The following is a 20173-nucleotide window of genomic DNA, read 5'->3' on the forward strand; positions in this document are numbered from 1 at the left end:
TGTAGCTAATCTAAAGCAAACTAGTAACCAAAAACGTGGTGGCGAAGGCGTTTGACAAAAAGCATCGGTTATTTAGACATTTACCAAAAAAAGCAGTATGTTATTTCAGCAATAATAAGCACGGCACACACGGTTTAGTGCTGTGCTAAAACTAGCTGTCGATAAGGGAATATTCGCAATATCATGTCCACACTCAAGTTCAATATTAGCTGTTTTACTTGGCTGCTCATCACAGTAATTTCGGTGTTCTCTGTTAGCACACCAGCAGAAGAAAGCGTGTATCGCTACCACTCGAAAGATGGCGTATTGTCTTTTTCTGACATCGAACCAATAGATACCTACTATGAAACCGTGAAATTTGGTTGCTACGCCTGTGGCGTTTATTCCGAAATTGACTGGTTAGAGACAAAGCTTTACCCCGACAGTTATCGCAAAGAAATTGAAGGTATGGCCGATTATTACCAAGTAGACGCCAACCTAGTGCGTGCCATTATTCATGCCGAATCGCACTTTCGCAAAGATGTTATTTCCAAACAAGGTGCACAGGGGCTTATGCAGTTAATGCCAGCTACAGCGCGCGAACTTGGGGTAGTAAACCCTTTTGATCCTCAGCAAAATATTCGCGGTGGCGTTAAACACCTCGCCAAATTAATGAAGAAATACTATGGCAATATTCGACTAGTTGCGGCAGCTTATAATGCAGGCGAGGGATCCGTTCGAAAATACCAAGGTATTCCCCCTTTCCCCGAAACTCAAGTGTATATCGAGCGGGTTGAAATTCTACATAAACGCTATAGCAAAATCATTTAGGCGCTTCAAGACAGCGCCTAACCAAAGCACTTAACTAAAGCATTTAAAAACTGATCTCTTCATTATTAATGACTGATAGTAAAAATGGCGTAAAGCCTACCATGCCAATGATCATCAATATTGTTAACACGAATAAAAGAGTACTTGTCGCTATCTTCCAGTAGCTATGCCTAATTGCCTGTGAATGTTTTTCTGTTGCAAAGAAGTACAGTTGTAAAACGGCTAACGGCAGTAAATAACATCCAAATGTCCAAAGTGAGAAAAACAAGTCACCAAAGGCAGGCTTGGTACCTAATAGATTTCCCGTAATTAAATAGCTAAACGTGCCAACTCTTAGTGTCCACTGGGCATTTGAGACAACAAATAAACGTAACGCCCATTTTCGGTGAGTCTTGATATCTCTGTTAATCGCATTACGCACCGTAAAGTAAGCAAATAACAAAATTAAAAAGCCATTAATCGTCGTGCCAATTCCCGATGAGTTTATTGGGTCAAGATCTCGAATCCAGACTAAGTAAAAGCCTGAAATTGCCAAACAAAATACCGTTATTAAATACACATAGCCATTAACTTTATGAAATCGAGGAAAGGTATTACGCAGCTTAGGAATAAGCTGCAATATGCCGCCAAAAGCAACAATACCTGCACCTATTGCGTGTGCAGCAAAGGCAAGGTTACCGGAGAAGTCTCCAACGTGATAAGGCTTAGCACCCATCGCCTCCCAACGGTTCCAAATTTCCATATTGTCGTTAATCACTGAAAAGCCGTAAAACGCAAATATGTAGTAGAAGAAAAACCATTGGCCCAAAAGAATGCTGATAAACCAAAAAACTGACGAGTATTTTAAAGCTCGATCGGCAATTTTGTCAGGCGACACTTTTGTCACATTATTGGTGTCGGTAAGTTTTATTGAAGAGCTTGAATCGTGACTGCGCGTATTTTCCATTATTAAGTTCTCTTTTTCTAACGTCATTCAAGCGAATAATGGAAAAAAAAGCCGCAGATATCGTCCAAATAGGCCTATTTGAACGTTTTATTGCAAGAAAATTAGCCTATTTCAGAGGAACATATGAATTTTGTCGAATAAATCATCACTTCTATTTAAAGCACTAAGTAGAGTAATTCAACCAGAGATATGATCGATACTTAGAAATAGTTAGCAAGAGATAATATCAATAATGCTATTGATATTTTTACCACTGACCTATCTAGTGTTTATTTTCTTGCAGAAGATTTCGGTATGCCGATGGACTGTGACCAACTATTTTTTTAAAGGCATTATTAAATGTTGACTTCGAGTTGAAGCCGACATCAAACGCAATGCTCGTCACCAATTTCTTGCGATCATGTAACGCTTTTTTCGCCTCTTCAATGCGATAACCATTCACAAATTGGAAAAAATTCGTTTGTAAATGCTGAGACAGCGTTTCAGAAATATGGTTTTCTGTTTCAGTGATGGCTTGAGACAACATATTCAATGACAAGTCTTCTTGTAAGAACAATTTTTCCTCGTTCATCACGTGCGCTAACTTAGCCGCTATCAATTGCATTTTGTCAGGGCTAAGAATGGCTGTTCTTTTTTGGCTGACGCGAGGTACCCCTTTATCTGCTGTTGTAAGCACTTTCTGTGCTAACGCTTTTTGAATAAAAATAGCGAGAGCGATGACTTCCAGCACAGGCAAAACAATGCCACTTCCAAACCAGCGCCAGCCAAGTGCGTTTAAACAAAACTCAACCGCAAAAGCCAACCAAGTGACTCCCCAAATAATGAGAATAGTTTTAAACCAGTTTACAGAGCGTTGTTCAATATCAGAAAAGCGCTCTTGCAGCTGCTGGCAGTGCGCATTGTGTAAGCGAAAAGCAAAACCTAAGAAAGTAAGTGTGAATGCAATAAAAACTAGCGCGCTAAACAAACAGGTTAACAATGCTATTTTCCACTGCTCAGGGTCACGTGTTAACGGATTGGCTAATGCCAACTTATCACCTGAGCTAATCAAAAAGATAAACGGCGTCATCGCGGCTAATACGAGCACTGGCCCCGAGATGGCCAAAGCCCACAAGCGCTTATCGGCCGCTTTATCGGGCGACATTGTAGCGTGGGCATAAAAATAAAGGGCTGGCCCTAACAATACTCTAAACGGTAATTGCGCGCCCGCTAGCGCTGGCGCATATACATAAGCACCTGAATAAATAAAAAGCTCACCTGCTAAGTGTGTTAACAACAGCAGCAACAAGCCTTTTAAAAAAACCGTCTGTCTGTCATTTGGCCTTTTGAAAACATCCAGCAATGCCAGAATTGTCATTCCCACCATGCAGGAATACAAAATTGTCGGGAACAGTTGAACCATAGTTAACTTAGCGTGACTCGGCAGTATGACCTAGCGTTTAATTAGCTACATGTTTTACCTGAATAGCAAAAATGTCAAATGCTGGGGTAGCGAACTTACTCACTAGGCGCGAAGCACAAATTAATGCTAAGCGACTTGTTAGCTACCCTTTTCACTTATCAATCAACTATTCAAGCATTAGCTTATTTGCTTTTGTTATTGGGGGTGATCTTGGTTAAGCCACGATTCGGGCAAAAAGTGTAGTTATTATCTTGATTACTTTTCTTTCCCTGACCAACTACCCAGCGGAATGTAAGGCAATGATTGGGGTCATCAAGCTCGATTATTTCAATTTTCGTTGGTCGACGTGATGGATAAGTACGCACTTCACCTTGCCGCCAATAACCTAGCGGGAACTTACTTCCTAATCCGTCGTATTTTCTAACACCCCACTGTTGTCGTTTATCATAAATTCTCACCAGCCCATCTTTTGAGTCATTGATGGTAAAAAACGATATAACTTCACCTCGGTGTGGAATAGTAAAGGTTCTTCGGTAGTAAGAAATTTCACTGCCGGCCCACTTTATTTGAGTATTATTTTCTGTGGTTTTAAGTGGCCCTGAAATATAGAAGTTGCTACAAGGCCTGCCATCATATGGGGCGCAAGTTGTCGTGGATACGGGGTTTAACGTTAATTGATGAGTCCCGTCCCATTTCGCTCCGGTAAACAGTTCAACAGGAATAAAGCGCTTTTGCTGTGCATCATTAGCACAGGCAGTCTGAATCGATACTGCTAAGAAAAAGAGAAGTAAATAAATTTGTTGAGAGGGCTTCATCACATTCCTTTTTAATTAGACACTCAATTAAGTCGCTATTTAAAAAGCAAAGGTTTAAATCTAGGGGAGTTTGCTCGCTATGAATTGTGCGTGTGTAGATGCGATCAACTTATAAGTTGTTATATCGAAAAGTTCACTGCAGGTAATGAACTTTTCGATGCCCGAATTTTTTAAGTATTTATTTAACGAACGACTACATAAATCGCTTAGTTTTACTGGTCGCTTGAGCATTGGCGGGATCATCTGGCCAGAAGTGCTTGGGGTATCGGCCCTTCATTTCCTTTTGTACTTGCTGGTAACTGCCTTGCCAAAAGCCAGCAAGATCTTGGGTTACTTGCAACGGGCGTCCTGCGGGTGACAACAGCTCTAGGGTAAGATTAATCCCATTGCCTTGCGCGCTGTCGCCGACTTGTGGCGAGTCAGATAAGCCATATACTTCTTGCATCGGCAGCGAGACAGTTGGTGACTTTCCTACTAATTCATTCGTCGCATCACTTGGATAACGAATAGGACATTTGCGCCCGGTCGGGCCAATAAAAACCGTTGGTGCCTTTTGTGCCAGCGCTTGCTGCTGCGGATAATCCAATACTGAATGCAGCATAGTGGCGAAGTCTAATGCCAATAATGCTGATTTTTTCTTAATATCACCAACATATGGGTCAAACCAATCGGCTAAATTTGCCATCAACCATTCATTGTCCATCACAGGTAAAGCGAGTTCTGGCAGGTTAACCGCCAGCCAACAAATACGTGAACGCAGGTTTTCAGCTTCATCAGAAAGTTTTAACCAAGTAAGCCCTTTTTTCGCCAGTTGCTGGTGCCACATCTCGACAATCAAAGCCGCTGTAAGGCCTGTATTACTTGGCTGCTCTGCAAGCACAATCGCGCCTAAATAACGTTTTTTACTGGCGCTGATCGCATCTTTTTGTTCATCATAGGTCAGGGTATCTTGTTCGCTAATTGCTAGCACTTGCCACGTTTCCAATGCCGCTAAACTCACTGGTGCAGCCAGCGATATGCGCTGTTGATTGCCTAACTTGATGGTACTGGCTGCAACAATCAAAGACTCTTCATTGAGTGGGTCGGTGTCAGCCAGCGATAAGCCTTTACCTGCTGAAGAAAGATAACTTGCCTGCTGACCTCGCTTTTTCGCTATTCGCTCTGGATAAGCCAACGCCAAGAGTAAACCACAATAATCTCGGCTGATATTGGCTTGCCAGTTACTATCAAAATGCCGACCTAACTGACGGGCAAGCTGTTTAGCCTGCTGCACTATACGAGCAATGGCACCATTCGCCTTACCCGATTTTTCTTTACTAATCACCATATCAACGCGAATGCCGATGTCAGCATTATCTCGACTGGCCTCTCGACTTAAAATATCACGCTCTTCGAGCAGTGCTGCCAGCAAACACCCAAGATTCAGTATTTTCGCGTCGTCTACCTGTGCTGCAATATGTTGTGCGGCCACCAACATATGAGCAAACCTAGGATGGCAGCTAAGCTTAGCGACTTGTTGGCCATGCTTGGTGAGCTTGTGCTGCTCATCAACAATTTTAAGCTTAGCTAATGATTGCCAGCCTTGGCTGGTAAGCACCTCATTTGGCTGGTCAAGCAAGGGTAAGTCAGCCAAGGAGGTCACTCCCCACCTTGCCGCTTCCATTAATACAGGTAGTAAATCAGTTTGTAATATGGCTGGCGTTGCTTGCTCTGGACGGCGCTGAAAATCTTCTTCACCGTACAAGCGAATACAATGACCTGGCGCTAATCGTCCCGCTCGCCCAGCCCGTTGAATCGCCGATGCTTTGCTTATCGCTTGTTGGCTAAGCTGATTGGTCATAGTATGCACGTCATAACGTGCAACTTTTTCAAAACCGGCATCAATGACTAAGGTAATACCATCGATAGTTAAACTGGTTTCGGCGATATTCGTGGCTAACACAATTTTTCGTTGCCCTTGCACTGCTTTCATTGCCCGTTGCTGCTCTGCCAGTGATTGCTCACCAAAAAGCGGCGCTATTCTTAGGTCATCTGGCAGATCATTTGACTGGCCAGTTAACTGATCTGCTAAATAATGAATATCTGCCACACCAGGCAAAAACACCAAAGTTGAGCCACTATGATTAACAGCATGTTGTCGAATTACCTTTAGCGCATGTTCGCGCCAAAAAACTTGATTGGGCACCGCTAGATGCTTTGAGTCAACCGGGTAACTTCGACCTTCAGAATGTAAGCTAACCGCATCTGGTAGTTGTGTGAGCAGTTCCTCTGTTGCTAACGTTGCCGACATTAACACTAAGGTTAAATCATCACGCAGTCCTTGCTGACAATCTCGCGCTAAGGCAAAAGCAACATCGCCTTGTACTGAGCGCTCATGAAATTCATCAAACAAAATAAGGCTCGCCTCAGAGAGCTCAGGATCTTCCTGCAACAGCTGAGTTAGTATCCCCTCAGTAATCACTTCCAATTTAGTCTTCGAAGACACCTTGCTGTCGTTTCTTAGGCGATAGCCAACGGTTTGACCGACGGGCTCACCTAACTGGCTCGCCAGATAAGTAGCAATATTCTTTGCGGCAAAACGTCTTGGTTGTAACAAGTAGATGGCTTTTTCTGCTTTTGCGGTGTCAAGTAACCACAGCGGCAGTACCGTGGATTTTCCAGCACCCGGTGGAGCCGACAGCACCAGGGTTTGTTGCGTTGCTAATGCAGATAAAAAATCCGCTTTGATCTGTTCGATAGGAAATGAGGACAAGGGTTTGCTCTACTTATTAAATTTTCTGGGCATGCGCTGCTTGAGCATAGCTGCTTAGGCATAGCTATTTGGCCATTTTTACCGATTAAAACCACAACACTCGAGTGCCGATCTTTGTGACTAAACACCTACTCATTGTAACCATTTGTCACTCAAGCAGTTGATCTATGACAAAAAATGACCAACTTCTCCATTTTTCATCAAGGGTTGCCCTGTTATAATCCAATCAAAGGCTTATTTATTGCGTTCATATACTGTAGTTTACAGCTAAGCGATCCTACTCACAGCAATGCAAATTAGCGATGACAAAGCGCGGCTCATTGGTGCCAAATATTGTAACGATTCCCCGAAATTAAGGAAGCTAAACCCCATGTTTTATAGCTTTACAGCCATTTTATTTACTGGCTTTTGCTATCTTCTATCACTAGTTGTTCGGCCTATCAGCGCCAGGCAAGCTAGCTTCGCTCGCATTGGGGGCTTGAATAATCGCAACTTTTTGTTGGCAGATTTTGCCAATAAGCAGACGAGAATCAGTTGGGGACTAGGTAAGAAAAACAGCTTCAAAGTGCAACGTCTTAAACCTAATACTTTGCTAATCACTTGCTTCATAATAAGTTTTATAGTGTTTAGCATGAACAATACAGTACATGCAGAGCAAGCTTTCACAGAGCATGCCGTTCCGGAGCAAACAGCAGCTAGCAGTAACTTAGATGCCCACCAAATTCGCAAACTCACAGAAGAATTAAAATATTTAGATGAAGTGCTGACCGCTTCAGTACTGACCTATATTTTTACGGGCGAACCCAAATGGTTGGAACGTTACCAAGCGCATGAACCAAAGCTAAATGCATTGCTTGAAGCACTTGCAACCAATCGAAATAGTGCAAATGCTGATTTTATCAACCAGATTGACACAGCCAATAAGCGTCTATTAGCAACCGAAACCATTGCCATCAAACTAAGCCAGCAAGGACAGCGCGACCAGGCAATGAAGCTACTTAGTGACGATATTTACTTAAACAGCAAAGAGCGCTATATCAATGCGACATCAGCATTGTTGTCGAGTTTGAAAAGTCATGCGCAGCACCGCCCTTTACCTAAAATCATTCACACACCTGGGCCAATTGAGCTTTCATCAACAGAGCAAGCATGGCTTGAAAGCAACACTATAACGGTTGGTGTGGAGCATTGGCCGCCGATTATTTTTGAACGAGCCAATGGCGAAATTGGTGGCGTTGCGGGCGGCTTGTTGACCCAAATTTCAAAACGCACAGGCTTAAAGTTTGAAATTGTATCAGGTCAGTGGAATGAGCTGCTTCAACAAGTTCAACAAGGCAACATTGATCTATTACCAGACACTTATGTCACTGAATCTCGTGCAAAGTTTGGCTTATTTTCGCAGCCTTATTATCAAATGCAGGAAAAGCTGTTTGTTTTAAAAGCAAATAAGCACCTGCGTACCCTTGAAGACATCCAAAATAGCACCGTTGCCATCCCCAAAGGTTACACGTCAATAGAGCAACTAAAAGCGCGTTTTCCAGACGTTACCGTGCTCGAAACAGAAAGTATTGACGATTCAATCAATGCCGTCATCAATGGTCAGGCTGATGCCTTATTAGATGCAGAGGTCGTTGTTAAAAGTCGTATTAAAAGCGCTAAGTTAACCTCGTTAGTGATGATTGACGAGCATGTGATTCCGCCTGAGTCGCTGCACTTTTTTATTGCCAAGCAGAACCCAGAGCTGCTGAATATCATCAACAAAGGACTAGAAACCATCAATGTTGACAGCTTAGTCAGTGCCAACAAAGACTTACTTGATGCCAGCGATGTTACTAAAATTCAAAAGCTTACCCAAAGTTCACAAACAGAAATTTACTACCTAGCCGCCGGCCTTGTGGTTGTGCTGATTTTATTTGGTCTGGGCATTAGTATGGTGCTCTCAACCAGCAATGAAGAAAAGCTTGCCGAGCGTTTTGGCTCAAAACGTTTTCAACACACGCTATTAATTGGGCTTGTTGGCCTAGCGATTATTTTAGTGTCTCTAGCCTTTGTCATTATTAACAACGCAGAAAACAAAATTAACCAAGTGTTGAGCTACAACATGACAAATATCATGAGCTCAACGCACAACCGCTTAACCAACTGGGTAGATGGCGAGTTTTCAACATTAAATGAATTAGTTAAAGAGCCAGAATTAATTAACACTGTTGAGCAGTTATTGCTGGTGCGTCGCGAAGCCACGGCACTCAACAACGCCCAAGCACAACAAGCACTTGGTCAATTTATTAATGAACGCCTGCCTAACATGGCACAGCAAGGCTACTTTATAATTTCACCCGACATGATAAACCTTGCCAGTAGCGAGGAAGGGCAAATTGGCATCCAAAACTTAGCCAGCCGCGCCCATCGGCAGCTATTCAATAGTGTGCTCGCTGGAGACAGCAAATTTATCCCACCTATCACTTCACAGGCAGGAAGTAATCAAGCACTTGATTTAGCGACGAGCGAGCAAACTCAGCTCATCTTTGCAGTGCCAATTTATGATAATGATGCTCATATTATTGCAATTTTAGCGGCCACTAGCGCTCCAGATGAGCAGTTTTCACGTATTTTCTCTACCGGTTTTGTTGGCAAAAGTGGCCAAAGCTACGCCTTTAACAGCCAAGGGCAATTACTTTCACAAATTCGCTTTGAAAATCAATTAAAAACACTTGGCTTAGTTGCTGCCGATCAATCAGCTATTTTGAACATGCGCTTGAGCAATCCAGGCAAAAACTTACTCAAACACTCCTTTACACCAGAAGAACAAGCAAATTGGCCATTAACAGCGATGGCTGATAGCGCTACGCGAGGTTTTACCAATACCAACCTTGAGGGTTATAACGGATTTTTAGGGGTGAAAGTGGTTGGCTCATGGCTGTGGGACGACAAGCTCAATATTGGCATTGCTGCAGAAGTAGATTTTGACGAGACGGTCGAAATATTAGTGGTTTTCAGGTACACCATTCTCGGCATCATCTGCGTTGCTTTAGCCTTGATATTTGGCTGTACTTTGTTCACTTTAAAACTCGGAACACGCGCAACTCAGGCGCTAACGCGCTCACACACGGAGCTTGAATGTATTGTTGCTGAGCGAACTCGCGAGCTGCAAAGTAGTATTGACCGAACCCGCACGATTATCAGCAATGCCTCTGACGCCATTATCATCGTTGATGACCAAGGCATTATTGACAGTTTTGGGCCTTCCGCAGAGCAAATGTTTGGTTACAGCAAAGAAGAAATGATCGGTCAGCCGTTGAAGCTGTTAATGGAAAAACCATTTAACCAAATTGAACGCTCGGCAATGGCCAATGGTCATGTTGTTGAGCAAAAAGGCATTCGCTCAGACGGTTCAATTTTTGACATTGGTATCTCTGTTAGTGATTTTACCTTTGACGATGATCATTTCTATACGGGTGCTGTGCGAGATATTACGGTACGCAAAGAAGCGCAACGCGCCCTTGAGCAAGCGAAAAACTCAGCTGTTGAAGCAACCAAAGCGAAAAGTGATTTCTTGGCGAATATGAGTCATGAAATTCGCACGCCAATGAACGCGATTATTGGCATGAGCTATTTAACGCTGCAAACCCAGTTAACCGATAAACAGCAAGACTATCTCAACAAAATTCACAGTTCAGCAGACGCTTTGCTTGGCATTATTAACGATATTCTCGATTTTTCTAAAATTGAAGCAGGCAAGCTTACGCTAGAACAAGTGCCGTTTAATTTAACTGAAACCCTTGATCATGTCGTTGAAGTTATTGCGCTGAAAAGCCAACAAAAAGGCATTGAATTACTGATTGATCTACCAGCTAATTTACCCACTTGTTTAGTTGGCGATTCACTAAGGCTCGGACAAATTCTAGTTAATTTAGCGACTAACGCCGTTAAGTTTACCGATCACGGTGAGATCATCATCAAGGTTGAGGCGATTGAAGAAGCAGATCAAGAACTCACCTTGCAATTCTCTGTCAGTGATACCGGCATAGGTTTGACCGAAGCACATATGCAAAACCTATTTAAGTCATTTAGCCAAGCCGATGCCTCAACGACGCGCAAATATGGTGGTACTGGGCTAGGGTTGACTATCTGTAAAACGCTCACTGAAATGATGGGCGGTAAAATATGGGTAGAAAGTGAATACCAAAAAGGCAGCACCTTTAGCTTCACCGCTCGCTTAGGAAAGGCTGGCCAAGCAATTAGCAATCCGCAACTGGCAATTGCCGATGCAGCCGACATCAAAATATTGATCGTCGATGACAGTGTTGCTGCTCGTGAGATTTTACACACGATTGCCCAAAGTATTGGCTTTACCAGTGTTATTGCTGAGTCAGCCGATCATGCATTACAGCAAATTGAAAATGCACAAGCTAAGCAAAGTACGTTTGACATTGTACTTACCGATTGGCGCATGCCACACAAAAATGGTTCGACATTGATCAAAGAAATTTTGGCGCTTGGCCTGCCTACGCCACCTAAATTTATTATGCTCACCGCTTATGATCGCGACGATATGATCGCCGCATCAAAAGGTTTGCCAATCAGTGCCTATTTAACCAAGCCAATTACCGCTTCAACCCTGCTTGATGCAAATTTAAAAGCGCTAGGGCGAAGTGATAAAGTGACCCGGCGAAAAAACACCGCCAGGTTAGATGTGAGCTCGACAGAAGCCATTCAAGGCGCCAATATCCTGCTGGTTGAAGACAACGAAATTAACCAACAAATTGCTGTTGAGCTACTCGAAATGGCTCATTTCAATGTTGATATCGCTGAAGATGGTCAGCAAGCCGTTACCAAAGTATTTAATAATTTTGCGAATGAAGAAGCTGAAACACGCTTCGACGCCGTATTGATGGACATTCAAATGCCCGTGATGGATGGTTATCAGGCAACAGCCGAAATACGCGAGCAAATCAGCGTAGATGAGCTCCCAATAATCGCCATGACCGCTAATGCCATGGCTGGTGATCGCGAACGCTGCTTGCAAGCGGGTATGAACGACCATCTAACAAAACCAATTTCACCGAATGAGGTGTTTAACACCCTGACTGAATGGATCAGCCCCAAACAACACCTCGGCAAGCCCGCTATTCAAATTGATGAAACAACAAACACACAGCATAATTTGCCAGCAATCCCACTGCTAGATATACACACTGCACTTGCGCGTATCGCCGGCAATGTACCTTTATACTTGAGTTTGCTGGATAAATTTGTCCACAACCACGGCCAGTCTTTGGTCGCGATTAGTGACTTAATCGAACAAGGTGATAACGAGCAAGCAATCCGTATGGCTCATACGCTAAAAGGTGTAGCTGCGAGCATAGGGGCTGAGGAGTTTTCAGCGAATGTCGCTAGGCTCGAACAAGCATTAGCAAACGAGCAAAACGCCACACAACTCATCGAGGAATTACACCAACAGTTGCTAGCGATTGTCGGCGCCATCAATTCCGTTGAATTCCCAAACGAATTGCGACAAGAAGATAACCAATTAACCACTGAATTGGACAGCAAAGCATTAGCAAAACTGCATACTCAGTTGTGCAGTGAAATTGCCGACTTTGATGCCGAAGCACAAGAAACATGGCGCGCCATGCGTAAACAGTTGAATAGTCATTTAGCACCCGATGTAGATGCTTGCCTTTCCAATGCCTTAAATGAATATGACTTTGAGCAGGCAGAGCAGTATTTACCTGCTATCGAACAAACTATTGGCTCGTTAAACACTGCTGATCTTAAAGGCTAACGTCAGAGGCTAACGTTAGAGGCTTAAATTAAAGGCTAACTCCAGACTAAAAGCGCTTTAGCCATAAAGCGCTTCACTCAGCTTTCTGCCTATGAGACTCAAACTACAAATAATGCGGCTAACAAGAGGCTAACCCTCGTAATTGGCTAGTCCTCTTAACTGGTTAATTCTCTTAGCTGGCTGATCTTCTTAATTGGCTATTCTTAGAAAGTAGAGCACATCTAAATCACGGATTAATCACCACACTTTCGTCGTTCACTTATAGACTAATAATTACACCATCACAGCTCATTCATAGCTTTGTCATAGCTCGGTAATAGCCTAGTCATGCGACCGTAACAGCATAGTCACGACAATGTCACCGCATGGTCACAAATTTGTCAGATTGGCACTCTAGCGTATTGGCTTGAAAATTAAGCAGCTCCTTAAAATACAAAAACAATACCTACAAAACTATACCGACAAGACAATACGGAAATCTGACAATGCATAACAAACAGAAACTTAATCTAAAAGCTTCGCTACTTAGCACAGCACTATTATTAGCACTAACTGGCTGTGACGGCGACGACGGTGCAACAGGCGCAAATGGTCCGCAAGGTGCTCAAGGCCCTGGAGGTCAAGATGGTACAAATGGCCAAGATGCGCCAACACGCATAAGCACAAAGCTAGTGGCTCGCGGCGTTCTTAACGCTGAATCACCAGAGGGAGCCGCTGAAATCGTTCAATATCATCAGGCAAGCGGCATGATTTACGCCATTAATAGCTCTGGCGATACCGCAACTGTTGAACTCCTCGATTTAAATGGTGCTGATCCAGCTGCATTAACAGCTGATGCTGAAGGTGTTATCAACAATACCAATTTGACCATCGCCACGACATTATCGTTATCAGAAAATACCCCAGGTGATGCCAACAGCATCAGCATTTCACAATCATTAAATCTACTCGCTGTTGCCATGGCAGCAGACGAAGTGGACAAAAACGGTTACATTGCATTTTACGATATTAGCGGCGCTGCACCGAGCTTTGTTAAAAATGTCGAAGTCGGCGTACTACCTGATATGGTGACTTTTATTCCTGATGGCAGCAAAGTCGTTGTCGCCAATGAGGGTGAACCAAGTGGCGATTACACCACCGATCCTGAAGGTTCAATTTCAATCATCAATATTGCTGATGGCGTTGTTAGCGACACTTCAGTTTCACTAACATTTACAAGTTTTAATAGCCAGCAAGCCATGCTGGAAAGCCAAGGGATGATGTTCCCTAACCCAAGTGGCCGCACTATCAATGGTCAACTGATTAACACCACAGTGGCGATGGATTTAGAGCCAGAATACGTTGCCGTGAGCAATGACTCGAAAACCGCCTTTGTTAGCTTGCAAGAAAACAATGGCCTTGTCATTGTCGATTTAGACGCCATGGAAATTAGTGGTATTACCGGCCTAGGTTTTAAAGACTGGAGCCAGTTATTGCTTGATGCCTCTGACAAAGATGGCGGCGTCAACTTTAAACAGTACAACAATCTATACGGCATGTACCAACCAGACACTATCGCCAGTTTCGAGTGGAACGGCGCAACATTTGTCGTTACCGCTAATGAAGGTGATGGCCGTGAATATTTCTTTGATGTTGCCGACGAAGCTGCTTGCAGTGCCGCAGGTGGCCTAGATTACGACGAGGATGATGGCTGTTTAAGCTATACCGATGAATCACGCGCTGAAGACTTAAGCTTGGATGCCAACGCGTTTGCTGACATCAATAATGACGATAACGATTTAGGACGTTTAAAAGTCAGTATCGAGCGCGGAGATACCGACAATGATGGTGACTTTGAGCAGTTATTTACCTATGGCGCTCGTTCATTTTCAATTTGGGATGCACAAGGTAATTTGGTATTCGACTCGGGTGACGACATGGAGCGCATTACTGCCGCTATTTATGGTCCAGCCTTTAACAATGAAGAAGATGAAAACGAAGGTGACACGCGCTCTGATGCGAAAGGCCCTGAGCCGGAAGCATTAGCCGTTGGTAAAGTGGGTGACCGCACCCTTGCATTTATCGGTTTAGAGCGCATGGGCGGCGTTATGGTTTACGATGTTACCAACCCATTTAATGTGACTTTTGTTGATTACTTCAACAATCGAGGTGTCATAGAAGGGGCAGATATTACCGGAGATCTTGCGCCAGAGGGGATGGCATTTATCCCAGCAACCGATAGTGCGCCGGCAAAGCTTATTGTTGGCCATGAAATTTCTGGTTCCGTCAGTGTATGGGAGATTACCGAACAGTAATACCTGCGGAGTAAAATACGATTACTTTCTGTCTATAAATACTTTCGAGCCACAAAATCGGCTAACATCAAGTGAATTGATTATAAACTTGGTGGTACCTTTAAGGTATAAGCTTGCCAGTGGCTCGTTATTTTTATGCACTCGACCTTTGCTCAGCTGATCGCCAAGCGTTAGTGGCGGTTCAACAAAGCCTCATGCCAACTTTGGCAAAATCAGTAACAGCATCAGCCAAGCAACATAAATTACCTCGTCTAACCAAACCTGAAAACCTGCATTTAACACTTACCTTCCTCGGTCAAGCATCAGAGGCACAGCTCTCAGCAATAAATAAAGCGGCAAGACAAGCAGCCAATATCGTTGCAAGTGAAACACAGCTATCATTCCAGCTCATTGCAGATCATCTGGCAGTTTTTCCCAATGCTAAGGTGCTTTATGTTGGCCTTGCCCATACACCGCATTGGCTGCAATACCTTGAACAAGCATTAGCTAAAACAGCAGAAGATAACGATATAAAACTCGTTGAACGAGCTTTCACACCACATATTACTCTGAGTCGAAAAGTAAGCTTTTTACCCAGCGAGATAAGTTCAACACTTTCGCCTCCCCTCACGCTAAACATTACCAGTTTTAGCTTGTATCGCTCAGATTCCACTACAAACGGGGTTTGCTACCAAGCCATAGAGCGCTTTAGCTTAACTTGATCTCTTTATGTTGAGAGCCCATTATAAAACCAACTGCACCAACCAGTTAACCTTATGATTTTTAATAAATATAAAAACTTGTAACTTGAAAAAAATGTGCTTACTTGGCAAACCGAGTAAAGCCTGTTACTTGTATGTTCCGGCAAAAAATGGATTCGGTATGATGAATAGGCAGCTCCATTCTCATTATGACATCACCAAAAAAGATAATATTTTGTTGGTCGATGCCAAACGCATCTTCGATGAAGATAGTATTGAGCAATATCATCAAGACATGCTCGATTTGACCTTGGAAATGAAGCACCAACCTTGGGCATCATTAATTTGCTATGAAGGCAGTGGTGTTTTTACGCCAGAAGTTGAACAGCACATTATCGACATCACTAAATTTCGTGTTAAGAACAATATGGTGGCCAACGCGACAGTGCTGCTCAATACCGCACATGCCGATATTCAACAAATGCAGCTACGTCGTATCTACAATAGCTGCCAACTACCATTCTTTGTTTTTAGCGACAGAGACAGTGCCGAGGCTTGGCTACAAGACTACTTGAAGGAACAAACGCAAGTCGTCTAACTCATCATTACTACCTCACTACCATCTCTTAGAAAATTGTAGTTAGTTCAAAAAAATAGGCTAGACATCACAATGATGTCTAGCCTACATATGGCTTTCAAAAGCTCATATATTTCGGCTGCAATTGAGCCTAAATCGATTGGGCCTTAATCAAAATGCTAACGTATCAGCGTCGCAATGGTCTCAATGGAAATACCGGTTGCACCAACTGCCCAGCATTCATTCGCCTTACCGTTATATGCCGCTGCAATATCAAAGTGCAACCAGCCTTTACCCTGATTTGGCACAAAGCGACTCAAAAAGCCTGCTGCATTACTTGCACCGCCAGGGCCACCGCCAGGGATAGGACGACTATTGGCGGTATCGGCAAATGCAGACGGACATTTACTTTGATGCCATTGCTCAAGTGGCAATTGCCAAATTGGCTCATTCACTTGTTTCGCCGCTGCTATTGCTTGATCTGCCGCTTGCTGATCTAAGGCAAATAACGCGGTGTAATCACCACCGGTTGCACTAACCGCAGCTCCCGTTAACGTTGCTGCATCAATGATAAGTGGCGCACCAGTCTCGCCGGCCGCTAACAGGCCATCTGCTAGCACAATTCGCCCTTCGGCATCTGTATTTGCAACTTCCATGGTTACGCCGTTTTTGTAGCGAATCACATCGCCAAGTTTATAAGCATGACCACTGATCATGTTTTCTGCGCAGCACAAAAATAGCTTTACTCGCTTTTCTAAACCACTTTCAATCGCTAGTGCTAATGCGCCCGCAACAACGGCTGCACCGCCCATGTCGCATTTCATGTCGAACATGCCAGCGTTCGATTTAATAGAATAGCCACCGCTATCAAAAGTGATCCCTTTGCCTACTAGACAAGCAGCAACAGGAGCGTTTGCATCTCCGCTTGGGTTGTAATCAACTTCTAATAAGCACGGCGGATTGATACTCGCTTTACCAACGTTGTATATGCCGAGCCAACCCTGTTCAACTAACGCTTCGCCCGATGTCACTACAGTCGTGATTTTGTCACCCGCGAGCTGTGATAGGTAATTAATCGTTTTTTCTGCAATTGACGCTGGGTATAGCTCTGCAGGTGTTTGATTGGTTAAGTCTCTCGCCCATGCATAAACCGCGAGCTTTTTCGTAAGCTCTACTTGTTGATCACCACAAAAATCAACACTGGTAAGCTTACCAACACTGGTAAAACCAAGCGCAACCGACCACTGTTGTTCGGCCGACCAGTTGTCGCCCACAAAGTTAATATGTTTAACACCTAAACCATCAACTTTACGGCCTGCTCGTTGCAAATCACGCAATGGATATAAACTGTCAGGCTCAACGTAGATATGAATTTGCTCATCAATTATTTGAACTAGGTTGTTGCTTTGCCAGCCTGTTGAAGGGGCTTCATTGGAAAGAAAAATAGAAGTTGTGGTCGTCATTACTAACCTCAAAAATGTCATTGTTATTACAATATTATATTCTGAAAATGAAGAGTATTGGCGAATTGGGCGTTAATTATTGATTAGCACACGATAACTTAGTGTTAAGAGATAAAAACACTTCCTCAATGCTAACTGAGGTATCTAATGGCTTAAAAAGCCAACCTAAAACAAAAACTAGTGTTCAGCTAGCACAGCAGCTCTAGCTGCAGCCAAGTCGCGCCAAAAGCCATCAACTTGTATTTGATGCGCTTGATAAAACTGTTTACTAACAGGGATATGTACATATTTATCAATTAAGGCTTCGCCAGCCGCTTCCACCTGCTGCTCTAAGCTAAGCCTAGCAAGTGCATGCTGCCCTGACGCCTGTTCCACCACATAGGCATCAAGCCGCCCTGCCGCAACCATTTTTAAGCCATTGTCCAAGCTGTAATCATAAGCCGATAGCAGCTTCATGTCGGCCAACATCTGATAGGCAACATACTCCCGAGGCGCACTAATGCCATGCCCTGCTTGCCGTTGATATTCACTTAGACGAAAAGGTTGATCTTTTTTGACAAAAAATGGGTAACGAAGGCGCATCAAATACAAGGCTGGTTTATCTTGCTCTGCTCCTTTGGGAAACACCATCAAGTCAGCGCGCTCAGCGTTGTAAATAACGGCCATAGCGGCATCTACGCGATTATCGATAAGCTTAGCTAAACAACGCGCCCAGCTTTTACGTTGGATTTCAATCACTAAACTATTGTTCGCGGCACTCCTGCGAACAAGCTCAATCACTTTGCCATCGGATCGCATGCTATTGTCTTTATCGAAATAGGGGATATAAAGTTGATCGTCAATACAGACACGCATACTTGTTGGTTGCGCATGGCTGGGTAACGTAGTTAAAAGCAGTAAAACTATGGAAAAGCAGAGGGGATAAAATAAAGTACCAATGATGTTCGTTATCACTCTATACCTCCCATTTTGTCCGCTTGCTGATTAGCTATTTTGTTGTATGAGCTTTTTATTTACTGCCTTATCCGTAAAGACTTTGATAAATAGACACTAACGCTTAGGTTGTTTTTTTAATGCTGCACGAGCACTGGCAATACCTTGTTTCGCAAATTCCGCCATTTGTTCAGCGCTGTGTTTGGGTAAGGCTTTTGACGCATCAAACCAAACTAACTCAGGGGGCTTAGTTTGTTCTTCGTGCTGACCAAGCACTGCTTGAATAAACTCAGGTACACTTGGTGGAAACTTCCCCCCTTGCGTGCGGAAAAAGTTAAGTGCATTTCTTAAATTCGACTCATCAATACGATCACGAATACTGTACAAACCTTTGGTAAGCTCAGCTTTGTAGCGATTAGTTTTCTCGGTATCTCTCAAGCCAGAAAACTGGTACATACCGTCAATTGCTTCAACCACCTTGTTGATTTTGATCTGTAAATCGGTAGGTACATCGGCACTACCACGCTGAGCTAAGTTATGATTAGCATTGCCTTGCTGTTGGTATTGCTGCCTAAAATCAGACATCGCCGAAGACATATTTTGCGGCGACTTAGTCTGTAGCGAATAGTTTTGTAGCGAACTGCCTTGCGAAGGGTAGTTTGGTCTTAACGTTTGTTGCGTATTTTGTTTGTTTTGTATAGTGCGCTTATTCATTGACTATAACCCTTCCAAATCAATATCGTCGGCCCAAGAAGTATCGTTATGATCAACTTTCTGATAACCACTGCGAGGTTTGTAGTTTTGTTTTTGCTGATCTTTGACTTCGTTTTGGCGCCATGTATTTACAAACACTGAAAAACCATTTTCTAACTGATAGCTGTTTTTAAGTGGAATTTGCTTTTCATAAGACTTGCGAATAAAGCAATTCCAAACAAAGTCTAAGGAAGCTTGCAGGCCATTAGAGTCAACCTTGTAAACAAATTCCGGTGGCATCTTGTCAATGTACCCAAGCCATGCTTCCACTGCTTGCTCGCGCTTCTCGGCTGTTTGATTATAAGTTTGCTGATAACGCCTATTACCATGTGCTAGGTTCATTTGTACTTTGTTAGCGTACGCAATAAAACGTTTTTGGATCAGATCCATGCGTGCCGGAGGCTGTTCACCGTTGGCATCCATTGATGAGGCAAACGTATGCCATATCTCAAAGAAGTGGTTTTGATCGTATCCGTGCTTGGCCACTAACTTAGCAACTGACTCGGCAATAAATTCTTGGTTCACATCTGACCATAATCGTTTGCTCGCAGGCTCTACTTGCTGACCATTGACAAACGCCTGTGCTTGCGGGCTCACCGAGTGATTGGCTGGCGCTGGCGTTTCAACGGGAATGTCGTTTACCGTAAACCAATAGGTATTACTTTGATCTTGCTTTTGCAGAATTATGCCAAGCTCTTTCATCCGGTACAGAGTACGAAGTAATTTGCCTTTTTCAATGAAGGGAAATAAATCGACTAACCCTTGCTCGGTAATTTTTAGCCAATAAGTATTGTTGATCAGGTGCTGATTAAGCGTTTGATTATAATGTAGAAGCTCTCGAAATTTTTGCAGAATAACAGCAATTTCCATGCTGTTATATCTGACGGCTTCTTCACTATAAAAATGCTGTAACATCAACTTTCCTGACCAATAATTTTAGCCAAGATTATATCTTATTTTCTA

The 20173-nt window shown here is 43.4% G+C and carries 13 protein-coding genes; 5 read left to right on the top strand and 8 right to left on the bottom strand.

Features of this window, described 5'->3' with window-relative positions; all coding sequences use genetic code 11:
* The first annotated feature begins 183 nt into the window (after nt 1-183).
* The gene (locus tag DXX92_RS17010) at nt 184-810 is read left to right on the top strand and encodes a lytic transglycosylase domain-containing protein (RefSeq protein ID WP_116001811.1); all 627 of its coding nucleotides are present in this window, start codon (nt 184-186) and stop codon (nt 808-810) included.
* Between the two features lie 43 nt (nt 811-853).
* Here DXX92_RS17010 and DXX92_RS17015 read toward each other — a convergent pair whose 3' ends face one another.
* The 4 genes from DXX92_RS17015 to hrpB form a co-directional block, all read right to left on the bottom strand.
* Nucleotides 854-1756 carry a DUF2306 domain-containing protein gene (locus DXX92_RS17015; RefSeq protein ID WP_116001814.1) on the bottom strand — a complete coding sequence of 301 codons (903 nt, stop codon included), beginning with the start codon at nt 1754-1756 and terminating at the stop codon, nt 854-856.
* A gap of 262 nt (nt 1757-2018) precedes the next feature.
* A complete protein-coding gene (locus DXX92_RS17020; protein ID WP_245961514.1) occupies nt 2019-3113 on the bottom strand; it encodes a helix-turn-helix domain-containing protein in 1095 nt (364 codons plus the stop codon).
* 227 nt (nt 3114-3340) lie between these two features.
* Nucleotides 3341-3973: a hypothetical protein gene (locus tag DXX92_RS17025; RefSeq protein ID WP_116001818.1), complete on the bottom strand. Its 633-nt coding sequence runs from the start codon at nt 3971-3973 to the stop codon at nt 3341-3343.
* Between the two features lie 193 nt (nt 3974-4166).
* Complete coding sequence (gene hrpB / locus DXX92_RS17030; protein WP_116001820.1) at nt 4167-6725, bottom strand: ATP-dependent helicase HrpB; 2559 nt, start codon at nt 6723-6725, stop codon at nt 4167-4169.
* A gap of 631 nt (nt 6726-7356) precedes the next feature.
* Between hrpB and DXX92_RS17035 the strand changes: the two genes are divergently transcribed.
* The 4 genes from DXX92_RS17035 to DXX92_RS17050 all read left to right on the top strand — a co-directional run bounded on the left by DXX92_RS17035 (nt 7357) and on the right by DXX92_RS17050 (nt 16082).
* Complete coding sequence (locus DXX92_RS17035) at nt 7357-12510, top strand: response regulator (protein WP_181901777.1); 5154 nt, start codon at nt 7357-7359, stop codon at nt 12508-12510.
* Nucleotides 12511-12995: 485 nt separating this feature from the next.
* On the top strand, nt 12996-14804 hold the full coding sequence (locus DXX92_RS17040; RefSeq protein WP_116001824.1) for a choice-of-anchor I family protein: 1809 nt from the start codon (nt 12996-12998) through the stop codon (nt 14802-14804).
* A 119-nt stretch (nt 14805-14923) separates the two neighbouring features.
* Nucleotides 14924-15505 (top strand): RNA 2',3'-cyclic phosphodiesterase, encoded by a 582-nt coding sequence (gene thpR / locus DXX92_RS17045; RefSeq protein WP_181901778.1) that lies wholly within the window; start codon nt 14924-14926, stop codon nt 15503-15505.
* Nucleotides 15506-15665: 160 nt separating this feature from the next.
* On the top strand, nt 15666-16082 hold the full coding sequence (locus DXX92_RS17050; RefSeq protein WP_245961515.1) for a hypothetical protein: 417 nt from the start codon (nt 15666-15668) through the stop codon (nt 16080-16082).
* A gap of 158 nt (nt 16083-16240) precedes the next feature.
* Here DXX92_RS17050 and pepB read toward each other — a convergent pair whose 3' ends face one another.
* The 4 genes from pepB to DXX92_RS17070 all read right to left on the bottom strand — a co-directional run bounded on the left by pepB (nt 16241) and on the right by DXX92_RS17070 (nt 20125).
* A complete protein-coding gene (pepB, locus tag DXX92_RS17055; RefSeq protein WP_116001827.1) occupies nt 16241-17524 on the bottom strand; it encodes an aminopeptidase PepB in 1284 nt (427 codons plus the stop codon).
* Between the two features lie 177 nt (nt 17525-17701).
* Complete coding sequence (locus tag DXX92_RS17060; protein WP_116001829.1) at nt 17702-18379, bottom strand: substrate-binding periplasmic protein; 678 nt, start codon at nt 18377-18379, stop codon at nt 17702-17704.
* A 195-nt stretch (nt 18380-18574) separates the two neighbouring features.
* Nucleotides 18575-19171 carry a hypothetical protein gene (locus DXX92_RS17065; RefSeq protein WP_116001831.1) on the bottom strand — a complete coding sequence of 199 codons (597 nt, stop codon included), beginning with the start codon at nt 19169-19171 and terminating at the stop codon, nt 18575-18577.
* Between the two features lie 3 nt (nt 19172-19174).
* Entirely contained in the window at nt 19175-20125 is a 951-nt protein-coding gene (locus DXX92_RS17070) for a hypothetical protein (protein WP_116001833.1), read from the bottom strand.
* Between the last annotated feature and the right edge of the window lie 48 nt (nt 20126-20173).

Origin of the sequence: Thalassotalea euphylliae (assembly GCF_003390395.1) — a bacterium.
In the GTDB taxonomy this organism is placed as follows: Bacteria; Pseudomonadota; Gammaproteobacteria; order Enterobacterales; family Alteromonadaceae; genus Thalassotalea_F; species Thalassotalea_F euphylliae_C.

Coding starts and splice junctions, on each gene's coding strand:
- DXX92_RS17010 (WP_116001811.1), top strand. CDS start 184: ATGTCCACACTCAAGTTCAATATTAGCTGTTTTACTTGGCTGCTCATC.
- DXX92_RS17015 (WP_116001814.1), bottom strand. CDS start 1,756: ATGGAAAATACGCGCAGTCACGATTCAAGCTCTTCAATAAAACTTACC.
- DXX92_RS17020 (WP_245961514.1), bottom strand. CDS start 3,113: ATGACAATTCTGGCATTGCTGGATGTTTTCAAAAGGCCAAATGACAGA.
- DXX92_RS17025 (WP_116001818.1), bottom strand. CDS start 3,973: ATGAAGCCCTCTCAACAAATTTATTTACTTCTCTTTTTCTTAGCAGTA.
- DXX92_RS17035 (WP_181901777.1), top strand. CDS start 7,357: ATGAACAATACAGTACATGCAGAGCAAGCTTTCACAGAGCATGCCGTT.
- DXX92_RS17040 (WP_116001824.1), top strand. CDS start 12,996: ATGCATAACAAACAGAAACTTAATCTAAAAGCTTCGCTACTTAGCACA.
- DXX92_RS17050 (WP_245961515.1), top strand. CDS start 15,666: ATGATGAATAGGCAGCTCCATTCTCATTATGACATCACCAAAAAAGAT.
- pepB (WP_116001827.1), bottom strand. CDS start 17,524: ATGACGACCACAACTTCTATTTTTCTTTCCAATGAAGCCCCTTCAACA.
- DXX92_RS17060 (WP_116001829.1), bottom strand. CDS start 18,379: ATGCGTGTCTGTATTGACGATCAACTTTATATCCCCTATTTCGATAAA.
- DXX92_RS17065 (WP_116001831.1), bottom strand. CDS start 19,171: ATGAATAAGCGCACTATACAAAACAAACAAAATACGCAACAAACGTTA.
- DXX92_RS17070 (WP_116001833.1), bottom strand. CDS start 20,125: ATGTTACAGCATTTTTATAGTGAAGAAGCCGTCAGATATAACAGCATG.